Annotated in this window: 12 protein-coding genes; 6 read left to right on the plus strand and 6 right to left on the minus strand. The window is 76.4% G+C overall.

What is annotated here, in order from left to right:
- Nucleotides 1-179 precede the first annotated feature (179 nt).
- The 3 genes from rplQ (at nt 180) to truA (ending at nt 2,105) form a co-directional block, all read left to right on the plus strand.
- Nucleotides 180-824 (plus strand): 50S ribosomal protein L17, encoded by a 645-nt coding sequence (gene rplQ, locus ACFSHS_RS22560; RefSeq protein WP_458199616.1) that lies wholly within the window; start codon nt 180-182, stop codon nt 822-824.
- Complete coding sequence (locus ACFSHS_RS01385; protein ID WP_376870813.1) at nt 821-1,249, plus strand: hypothetical protein; 429 nt, start codon at nt 821-823, stop codon at nt 1,247-1,249. The genes rplQ and ACFSHS_RS01385 overlap by 4 nt, the downstream gene beginning before the upstream one ends.
- Nucleotides 1,250-1,310: 61 nt before the next feature.
- On the plus strand, nt 1,311-2,105 hold the full coding sequence (gene truA / locus ACFSHS_RS01390) for a tRNA pseudouridine(38-40) synthase TruA (protein ID WP_376870815.1): 795 nt from the start codon (nt 1,311-1,313) through the stop codon (nt 2,103-2,105).
- Here the strand turns inward: truA and ACFSHS_RS01395 are convergent.
- The 3 genes from ACFSHS_RS01395 to mobA are packed head-to-tail and all read right to left on the minus strand — an operon-like array spanning nt 2,102 to nt 4,128.
- On the minus strand, nt 2,102-2,773 hold the full coding sequence (locus ACFSHS_RS01395; protein ID WP_376870817.1) for an NAD(P)H-binding protein: 672 nt from the start codon (nt 2,771-2,773) through the stop codon (nt 2,102-2,104). The genes truA and ACFSHS_RS01395 overlap by 4 nt on opposite strands.
- Nucleotides 2,774-2,822: 49 nt before the next feature.
- On the minus strand, nt 2,823-3,446 hold the full coding sequence (locus tag ACFSHS_RS01400) for an AMIN-like domain-containing (lipo)protein (protein ID WP_376870819.1): 624 nt from the start codon (nt 3,444-3,446) through the stop codon (nt 2,823-2,825).
- A 37-nt stretch (nt 3,447-3,483) separates the two neighbouring features.
- The gene (gene mobA, locus ACFSHS_RS01405; RefSeq protein ID WP_376870821.1) at nt 3,484-4,128 is read right to left on the minus strand and encodes a molybdenum cofactor guanylyltransferase; all 645 of its coding nucleotides are present in this window, start codon (nt 4,126-4,128) and stop codon (nt 3,484-3,486) included.
- 40 nt (nt 4,129-4,168) lie between these two features.
- On the opposite strand from mobA, the gene fdhD reads away from it, so the two are divergent.
- Complete coding sequence (fdhD, locus tag ACFSHS_RS01410) at nt 4,169-4,999, plus strand: formate dehydrogenase accessory sulfurtransferase FdhD (RefSeq protein WP_376870823.1); 831 nt, start codon at nt 4,169-4,171, stop codon at nt 4,997-4,999.
- Between the two features lie 52 nt (nt 5,000-5,051).
- Here fdhD and ACFSHS_RS01415 read toward each other — a convergent pair whose 3' ends face one another.
- The 3 genes from ACFSHS_RS01415 to moeA are packed head-to-tail and all read right to left on the minus strand — an operon-like array spanning nt 5,052 to nt 7,206.
- Nucleotides 5,052-5,546, minus strand: a complete 495-nt coding sequence (locus tag ACFSHS_RS01415; protein WP_376870825.1) for a MogA/MoaB family molybdenum cofactor biosynthesis protein — start codon at nt 5,544-5,546, stop codon at nt 5,052-5,054.
- Nucleotides 5,543-6,016 (minus strand): cyclic pyranopterin monophosphate synthase MoaC, encoded by a 474-nt coding sequence (gene moaC / locus ACFSHS_RS01420; RefSeq protein WP_376870828.1) that lies wholly within the window; start codon nt 6,014-6,016, stop codon nt 5,543-5,545. The genes ACFSHS_RS01415 and moaC overlap by 4 nt, the downstream gene beginning before the upstream one ends.
- Nucleotides 6,013-7,206 carry a molybdopterin molybdotransferase MoeA gene (moeA, locus tag ACFSHS_RS01425; RefSeq protein ID WP_376870831.1) on the minus strand — a complete coding sequence of 398 codons (1,194 nt, stop codon included), beginning with the start codon at nt 7,204-7,206 and terminating at the stop codon, nt 6,013-6,015. The genes moaC and moeA overlap by 4 nt, the downstream gene beginning before the upstream one ends.
- Nucleotides 7,207-7,277: 71 nt before the next feature.
- Here moeA and ACFSHS_RS01430 point away from each other — a divergent pair, with 71 nt between their 5' ends.
- Both ACFSHS_RS01430 and ACFSHS_RS01435 read left to right on the plus strand, forming a co-directional pair.
- Nucleotides 7,278-8,270 (plus strand): PfkB family carbohydrate kinase, encoded by a 993-nt coding sequence (locus tag ACFSHS_RS01430; protein ID WP_376870834.1) that lies wholly within the window; start codon nt 7,278-7,280, stop codon nt 8,268-8,270.
- A 34-nt stretch (nt 8,271-8,304) separates the two neighbouring features.
- Nucleotides 8,305-8,790, plus strand: coding sequence for a beta-class carbonic anhydrase (locus ACFSHS_RS01435; protein WP_376870837.1), 486 nt, complete (start codon nt 8,305-8,307; stop codon nt 8,788-8,790).
- Nucleotides 8,791-8,920 lie beyond the last annotated feature (130 nt).

Below are 8,920 nucleotides of genomic sequence, written 5' to 3' on the forward strand. Positions count from 1 at the left end.
GACGCCGTGCCAGCGCCCGCAGGGGCCGCCGGGCGGTGGGGTCCACCCGCCGCCCGGCGCCCGCCCCCGGGCGGCCACACTGGACGTGAGCACCACCGCACCACCAGCACGACCCGGACGACGCACCACCACGGATGCAGCCGAGCACGCAGCGCACGGCCGCTCGAGGAAGGACCGACATGCCCACCCCCACCAAGGGCCCCCGTCTCGGCGGGTCCCCCTCGCACGAGCGGCTGATGCTGGCCAACCTGGCCACCTCGCTGTTCGAGCACGGGCGGATCACGACCACCGAGACGAAGGCGAAGCGCCTGCGTCCCCTGGCCGAGAAGCTGGTGACCTTCGCCAAGCGCGGTGACCTGCACGCGCGTCGTCAGGTCATGACGACCATCCGGGACAAGGACGTCGTCCACACCCTCTTCGCCGAGATCGGCCCCCGCTACGAGAACCGGCCCGGTGGCTACACCCGGATCACCAAGGTCGGTCCCCGCAAGGGCGACAACGCGCCGATGGCGGTCATCGAGCTGGTCGAGGCCCTGACAGTGGGCCAGCAGGCCGTCGGCGAGGCCGAGCGCGCCCGCGGCACGACGTTCGCGTCCGGCGCCGGTGCGGCCGCCGCCTCCGGTGAGGTCACGGCCGACGCGCTCGAGGACGCCGACGCCGACGCCGGCGATGCGGTCGCGACCGACGCCGAGTCCACCGACGCGGAGTCCGGCGACGAGGCGGTCGCCGCGGACGGTGCCGACGCCACCGGGACCGACACCGACGCGGTGGCCGCCGACGCGGAGTCGCCGGCCGACGCCGAGGGCACGGACGGCGCCAAGTGACCGACCCCGAGGCCCCGGTCCCGGCGGACGACAGCGACACGGCGCCCCAGCCGGGTACCCCGGGCGAGGGCGGCAACGCCGGAGCGGTGGGCGTGCGCGCCGGTGGCGGCGACCAGGGGGCGACCCTCGAGGGCGAGACCACGGGCCCCGGTGGGGACACCTCCCCGGCCGTGACCGACGGCTCGGTCGACCAGGAGGCGCAGCAGGTCGTCACCGACCTGTACAACCCCGACGGTTCGCGCCAGGACGACGGCGCCGTTGAACCGGAGCCGATCCGGCAGAACGCCGCGATCGTCGACGACCCGGCCCTGTCGCCCGAGCTCGCCGCGGCCGCCGCGGCGGAGATCGAGGCCGCCGAGCTCAGCGACGCCGCGACCTCAGGCACCCTGTACCAGGGGGGCGACGCCGCTCCCGACCCGCAGTGAGCGGTCGCTGATCGCCACGCAGCACCCCGACGAGCCCGTCACCGGCAACGGTGACGGGCTCGTGCGTCTTCGACTGGCCGTCAGCTACGACGGCACGCAGCTGCACGGGTGGGCGCGGCAGCCCGGCCAGCGCACCGTCCAGGGCGAGCTGGAGCAGGCGCTGTCGATGGTGCTGCGCGTCCCGGTGAACCTGACCGTGGCCGGCCGGACCGACGCGGGGGTCCACGCGACCGGGCAGGTGGCCCACTGCGACGTATCGGCGGAGGTCTGGCGGGAGCACGAGACCCGCCTCGTGCGGCGGCTGCGCGGCGTGCTGCCGCCCGACATCGCGGTGCCCGCCGTCGTGCGGGCGCACCCGGACTTCGACGCCCGCTTCAGCGCGCTCGGCAGGCACTACGTCTACCGGCTGACCGACCACCCCTCCGGCCCGCCACCGCTGCGCCGCGCCGACACGGTGGGGTGGCCCCGGTCCCTGGACGCCGAGGCCATGGCGGAGGCTGCGGGGCTGCTCCTCGGCGAGCACGACTTCGCCGCCTTCTGCCGGCGCCGCGAGGGAGCGACGACGATCCGCACCCTCCTCGCCCTCGACGTGGTGCGCGAGGGCGGGCTGATCACCGTGGCCGCGTCCGCCGATGCCTTCTGCCACTCGATGGTCCGCAGCCTCGTCGGGGCGCTCCTCGTCGTGGGCGAGCGCCGGCGCCCGCCGCAGTGGCCGGCCGCCTTGCTCAGCCGTACCGAGCGGGCCGGCGACGTGCCGGTGGCGCCGGCCGGCGGGCTCACCCTGGTCCACGTCGACTACCCGGTGGACGAGGAGCTCGCCGCCCGTGCCCTGGTGACCCGCGCCCGGCGCGGCTAGCCGCCACGCGCGGCCGCGACCGCCTGCGCGAGCGGGGTCGGGCCGCCGGTCAGTTCCAGCACGGTGCCGTCGAGGTCGGCGTCCAGGAGGGCCACCACGACCGCGGCGACGTCGTCCCGCGGGACGCTGCCGCGCTCCACCTGGCGCCCCAGGCTGACCCGGCCGGTCCCGGGGTCGTCGGTGAGCCCGCCGGGCCGCAGCACCGTCGTCCGGAGGGCGGACCGCGCGAGCAGGTCCTGCTCGGCCGCGAGCTTGGCCCGGAGGTAGGCGGTGAAGACCTCCTCCATCCCCTCGGGACGGCGGCCGTCGGCGACGGCGTCGACGCCCATGGAGGACAGGAGGAGGTAGCGCGTCACCCCCGCCCGCTCGGCGGCGTCGGCGAGCAGGACGGCGGCCGCCCGGTCGACGGTGTCCTTGCGCGCCGCTCCGCTGCCCGGGCCGGCCCCCGCGGCGAAGACCACGGCATCGGCGCCGGAGAGCGCGGCCGCCACCTCGTCGGCCGAGGCCGCCTCCAGGTCGAGGACCGCCGGCTCCACCCCGTCGGCGACCAGGTCGGCCGGGTGGGCCGGATTGCGCACGATGCCGACGACGGTGTCGCCACGGGCGGACAGCAGGCGGCCCAGGCGGCGGGCGACCTGCCCGTGGGCCCCGGCGATGACGATGCGCACGCAAGCCGCCCTACCCGCCGGAGGGGCGGCCCCACACAGGTGCGCCGGCTCAGCCCCCGGGGTGCACGTCGATGACGATCCGGCCCGGGTCGGTCAATGCGTAGGCACGGAACGGCAGCTGGCCGCCGTGGATGCCGATCAGGACCTCCTCGTTGCCGCCGGAGAAGCCCGTCGTCCGGGCCTCGACGATCGGCCCGGGGTTCGCCGAGACCCGCGACCGCGACTGCCCGCTCGGCGGCGTGCCGGTCCGCAGCCGGACCCGCAGGACCGCGTCACCGGCGACGTCGACCGGCGCGCCGTCCGGGCCGACGGCCTCGGCGTAGCCGACGGTCCACTCGGGGACGCCGTTGCCGCCGAGGTCCACGACCAGCCGGGACAGGCCGTTCTGCCCGGTGAGCCGGAGACCCTTGATGTGCATCTGACCTGCCTGATCGTCGTCGGAGCCGGGCTGGGCCGGGCCGCCGTCCTCGCCGGTGTCGGCGGGGGACGAGGCGTCCGGGGACTGCGCGTCGGTGGGAACGGGGACCGAGGACGGGGCCGGTGCGCTGCTGGGGGGCGCCGGCGCCGAGGTCGTCGGTCCTGCGGGACTGGCGACGCCCGGCGTCACGTCGGTGCAGGCGGTCATGAGCACGGCCGCGGACGCCAGCGCGACGAGACGGGAACGGTGGGGCATCGGTCCTCTCCTGCGGGGGTGGGCCGAGGCTAACGGCTCAACCGGGTTCCGTGGGGGGCTGGAAGCGCGGCAGCACCGGCGGACGGGGTCGCGCCTCCTCGGAGGGTGGGGCCAGGGCGCGGGCACGGGCCAGGTCGGCCGGGGTGTCGCAGTCCAGCCACGGTGGCGGCCGGCCGGGTGCCACGATTGGCCGCAGGCGGCGGACGGCCAGCGGCGCGAGCACCCTGCGGAGGGACGTCGGCCCGGTAGCAGCGGCGACGGCCGATCGGAGGGCCGCCGTCCGCCAGGCACCCAGCAGGTACTGGTCGCGGCCGGAGTCGTCGACCACCAGGACGCCGTCGCCGGTGAGGCTCTCCCGGAGCCGACGCACCAGGTCCGCGGTCACGAACGGCAGGTCCCCGGCGAGCACGACGACGACCTCGGTGCCGACCTCGGCCAGCCCGGCGCGGACGGCGGCCACCGGGCCACCGCGGGGTGGCTGCTCCCGGACGACGACGACACCAGGGGGAACCGGCTGCGGGGGGCCCACGACGATCCGCTCGTCGGCGTCGCGGACCGCGGCCAGGACGGTCGCGAGCATCGGTCGGCCACCCACGACCAGCTGCGGCTTGGCCTGCCCGCCCAGGCGGGCCGCCTTGCCGCCCGCCAGCACCACGGCGGTGTACGGCGGCAGCGGGTCCACCGCGTCACCGTAGGGCCGGCACGTGGGTACCGTCTCGCGCGTGGGACGAGTCACCAGCCGGACACCGGTGCTGCGCATCCGCGGTCCGCAGCACACCACCCGGCCGGACACGGTCGCGGCCGAGGAGCCGCTGGAGATCCGGCTGGCCGGTTCACCGCTGGCGGTGACGATGCGGACGCCCGGGGAGGACTTCGACCTGGTGCACGGCTTCCTCGCGACCGAGGGCGTGATCGGCGGGCACGACGACGTCGCGGGGCTGCGGTACTGCGACTCGGTGGACGCCGACGGCCGCAACACCTACAACGTCGTGGACGTCGACCTCGCGCCTGGCGTGCCGGTCCCGGACACCGGTCTGGAGCGGAACTTCTACACGTCCAGCTCCTGCGGCGTCTGCGGCAAGGCCAGCATCGACGCGATCCGCACGAAGACGGCCTACGACGTGGCCGCCGACGCGGCGCGGGTACCGCTGGAAGTGCTGTTCGCCCTGCCGGACCGGCTGCGTGCCGAGCAGCAGGTGTTCGAGAAGACCGGCGGTCTGCACGCCGCCGGGCTGTTCACCGCGGCCGGTGAGCTGGTGGCCCTGCGGGAGGACGTCGGGCGGCACAACGCCGTCGACAAGGTGGTCGGTGACGCCGTCCGGACCGGTCGGCTGCCCCTCTCCGGCCACGTGCTCATGGTCAGCGGCCGGGCCAGCTTTGAGCTGACCCAGAAGGCGGCGATGGCCGGCATCCCGGTGCTGGCCGCGGTCTCGGCGCCGTCGTCCCTCGCCGTGGAACTGGCCCGCGAGGTCGGTATCACGCTGGTCGGCTTCCTCCGGGGCGACGGCTGCAACGTCTACACCCACCAGGAGCGCATCGTCCTGCCGGAGTGAGCGGCCCCGTCCCGCCGCGGGCCTGCGAGGGTGGGGAGGACGGAGTCCTCCCTCAGTGGTCTCCGCCGCGGAGCTGGCTCACGACGTGGGGGAGCAGCGGGCCGAGCACCGCCAGGGCGTCCCGGACGCCCCCGGTCGAGCCCGGCAGGTTGACGATCAGGGTCCGTCCCGCCGTCCCGGCCAGGCCGCGGGACAGCACCGACGTCGGCACCCCCTGCTCCGCCCCGTACCGGCGCACCGCCTCGGCGATCCCCGGCGCCTCCCGCTCCAGCACCCGGCGGGTGGCCTCCGGCGTGACGTCGGTGGGCGACAGACCCGTACCCCCGGTCGTCAGCACGACGTCGAAGCGGGCGTCGACCGAGGCGCGCAGCACCGCCTCGAGCTCGTCGACGTCGTCGGGTCGCAGCCTCGGGCCTTCGACGTCGAAACCGAGGCCCTCCAGGCCCTCGACGAGCAGGCGGCCGCTCCGGTCCTCGTAGACGCCGGCGAACGCCCGGTTGGACGCGGTGACCACGACGGCGCGGGCGTCGGCGGGGAGGTCGCTCATCTGGTCCACACCCCGCTCTTCCCGCCGGACTTCCGGAGCAGCCGGACGTCGGTGATCGAGGCCCGTGGGTCGACGGCCTTCACCATGTCGATCATCGTCAACCCGGCGACGGTCACGGCGGTGAGCGCCTCCATCTCCACCCCGGTCCGGTCGGCGGTGCGTGCGGTCGCGGTGATGTCGATGCCGTCGTCGGCCACCTCGACGTCGACCGTCACGCCGTGCAGGGCGATCGGATGGCACAGCGGCACGAGGTCCGGCGTCCGCTTCGCCCCGGCGATCCCCGCGATCCGCGCGACGGCCACCGCGTCGCCCTTCGGCACGCCCCGCCCGCGCAGCAGCTCGATCACCTCCGGGCCGACCAGCACCCGCCCGGCCGCGGTCGCCTCCCGGGCGGTGACGGGCTTGGCGCTGACGTCGACCATGCGCGCCGCGCCGGTCTCGTCGACGTGCGTGAGCCGGGACTCGCTCATTGCAGGGCTCCTTCGATCAGGAGGACGTCGACGTCGGCGCCGGCGGGCAGGTCGGTGACGTCCTCCGGGACGACGACCAGGCAGTTGGCGCGGGCCAGGTGCGCCACGAGATGGGAACCGGGGCCCCCGACCTGGGAGACGGTCCCGCCGTCGTACCGCCCCCGCAGGAACTGCCGGCGCCCGGCGGGGGAGCGCAGCGGGCCGGTCAGGCGGGCGGGCACGCGCAGGCGGTCGGGGGAGAGGTGTCCCAGCGCGCGCCGCAGCGCCGGCCGCACGAACACCTCGAAGGACACGAAGGCGCTGACCGGGTTGCCCGGCAGCGTCACCACCGGGACGCCGTCCACCGTGCCCGCGCCCTGCGGGCCACCCGGCTGCATCGACACCTTGACGAACTCGACGGTGCCCAGGCCCCGGAAGGCGTCCTTCACCACCTCGTAGGCGCCGGCGCTGACGCCGCCGCTGGTGACCAGCAGGTCCGCCGACGCCAGTTCCGCGCGCACGGTGGCGAGGAACTGGTCGACGTCGTCGGGCACGAAGTGCAGCCGGCGGGCCTCGCCGCCGGCGTCCTCCACCGCTGCGACGAGGAGTCGGGAGTTGGACTCGTAGATCTGCCCGGGGAGCAACGGCTGTCCCGGCGCGACCAGCTCGCTCCCGGTCGACAGGACGAGGACCCGGGGCCGGCGCCGGACGGGTACCGCGCCGACCCCCACGGCCGCGGCCAGGCCGAGCTGCGCCGCACCGAGGGGGCTGCCGGCCTGCAGCGCCACCGCACCCCGGGCGATGTCCTCGCCCGCCATGCGCAGGTGGCTGCCGGGCGGGGGCGCCTCGCGGATCTCCACCACGTCGGTACCGCCGTCGGTCAGCTCCACGGGAACGACGACGTCGGCGCCGGGCGGCAGCGGAGCGCCCGTCATGATCCGGTGCACCGTCCCCGGCGCCAGCGGGACGACGTCGGTCCGCCCGGCCGGGATGTCCTCCACCACGGGGAGGGGGACGGGTGCGGCACGGACGTCGGCCCAGCGCGCGGCGTACCCGTCCATCGCGGAGTTGTCGAAGCCGGGCAGCGCGACCGCGGCGGTCACGTCCCGCGCCAGCACCCGGCCGTGGGCGGCGCCGAGGGGGACCTCCTCCTCGGGAAGGGGCGACAGCAGCGCGGCGACCGCTGCCCGGTGTTCCTCCACTGTGCGCACGGGGCACATCCTGACCGATCGACCCCCGACCGGTTCCGCGAGCGGCCGGGAGCGGACGGAGGAGGGCCCGGATGACCGACGTCGTCGTGCTGGGGCAGATCGGCCGGGACCTGGTCCTCTGGGTGGACGGGCTGCCCGACGCCGGCGGCTCGGTCCGGGCCACGGAGCGCCGCGAGCTGCTCGGGGGCAAGGGGGCCAACCAGGCGGTGGCGCTGGCGCAGCTCGGCGTGCCCGTCGCCCTGGTGGGGGTGGTCGGGGACGACGGGCCCGGCGCCCAGGCGCGGGCGCAGGCGGTGGCCGACGGCATCGACGTCTCCGGCGTGGTGACCCGGCCCGGTACGGCGACGGCGCTCCTCCTGGACCTGGTCGGGAACGGCGGGACGCGCAGGCTGGTCGAGCACGTGCCGGCCGGAGTGCTGCTGACCGGCGACGACGTCGCCGCGGCCGACGACCTGGTCGCCGGGTGCCAGGTGCTCAGCCTCCAGCTCCAGCAGCCCGGGGAGGCGGTGCGGGCCGCGCTGGACCGGGCGCCCGCGGAAGCCGTGGTCGTCACCGACGGTGCCCCGGGCGACGCGGGGACGAGGGCGGCGGTGCTCGCCCGCACCGAGGTCCTCCGCGCCGACGCGGTGGAGGCGACCCGGTGGGTCGGTCGGGACCTGCGCGGCGTGGACGACGCGCGCGAGGCCGCGGCGGAGCTCCTCACGGCCGGGCCCCGGCTGGTGTCGCTGGCCGCGGGCGAGGCGGGCGACGTCGTCGCCTGGCGGGCCGGGCCGGGCCTCGGAACCGCCGCCGGCATGCTCGAGGTCGATCCGCGCTGGGCCGACGGCGACACGGTGGTCCCGCTGCTCGGTGGCCCACCGGTCGACCCCACCGGTGCCGGGGACGCCGCCGTGGCGGCGCTCGCCGCGACCCTCCTGGGTGGCGCCGGCCCCGAGGACGCCGCATGGGCCGCGGCCGCGGCGGCGGCGCTCACGGTGGCCCACGCGGGGGGACGGCCCGAACTGAGCCCCGCTGCGGTGGGGGAGACGGTCCACCGGTACCGGTCGGCCCGGGCGTCCGGCTAGGGTCCGGTGCACGGGTCCTGGGACGGAGGAATGCGTGGCCGAGATCGACCGGATGCTGGCGGCGAACGCCGAGTGGGTCGGGCGGGCACCGGCAGGGCTGCCCGCCCGGCCGGCCCGTGGTGTCGCCGTCGTCGCCTGCATGGACGCCCGCATGGACGTCTACCGGCTGCTGGGCCTGGCCGTCGGGGACGCGCACGTCATCCGCAACGCGGGCGGGGTCGTCACCGAGGACACGATCCGGTCGCTCGCCATCTCGCAGCACGTCCTCGGGACCCGTGAGGTGCTGCTCGTCCACCACACCCGCTGCGGCCTGGAGGGCGCCGACGAGGAGGCGTTCGCCGCGCAGGTGGAGCAGTCGACCGGGCAGCGGCCGCCCTGGCCCATGCGGGCCTTCACCACGGTGGACGACGACGTGCGCGAGTCGGTGCGGCTGGTCCGGGAGAGCGCCCTCTTGATCGCGACCGAGGTCCGCGGCACGGTCTACGACGTCGACACCGGGGCGCTGCGCACGGTCGTCTGAGCGCACCCGTCCCGAGGTTCCCCCGAGCCTGAGGGGGTCAGGAGGACGGGTCCGTCGACTGGTATCGTGACGGGCTGGCGCGCGCAAGCCGGCTGGTGCCCGCGTGTCGCACCGTCTCCCGTGCTCGGTG

The sequence above is a fragment of the Blastococcus deserti genome, from assembly GCF_042682525.1.
GTDB lineage: Bacteria > Actinomycetota > Actinomycetes > Mycobacteriales > Geodermatophilaceae > Blastococcus_B > Blastococcus_B deserti.

Excerpts from the sequence above, each read along its gene's own strand:
- rplQ (WP_458199616.1), top strand. The coding sequence starts at position 180 with ATGCCCACCCCCACCAAGGGCCCCCGTCTCGGCGGGTCCCCCTCGCAC.
- ACFSHS_RS01400 (WP_376870819.1), bottom strand. The coding sequence starts at position 3,446 with ATGCCCCACCGTTCCCGTCTCGTCGCGCTGGCGTCCGCGGCCGTGCTC.
- ACFSHS_RS01415 (WP_376870825.1), bottom strand. The coding sequence starts at position 5,546 with ATGAGCGACCTCCCCGCCGACGCCCGCGCCGTCGTGGTCACCGCGTCC.
- moaC (WP_376870828.1), bottom strand. The coding sequence starts at position 6,016 with ATGAGCGAGTCCCGGCTCACGCACGTCGACGAGACCGGCGCGGCGCGC.
- ACFSHS_RS01430 (WP_376870834.1), top strand. The coding sequence starts at position 7,278 with ATGACCGACGTCGTCGTGCTGGGGCAGATCGGCCGGGACCTGGTCCTC.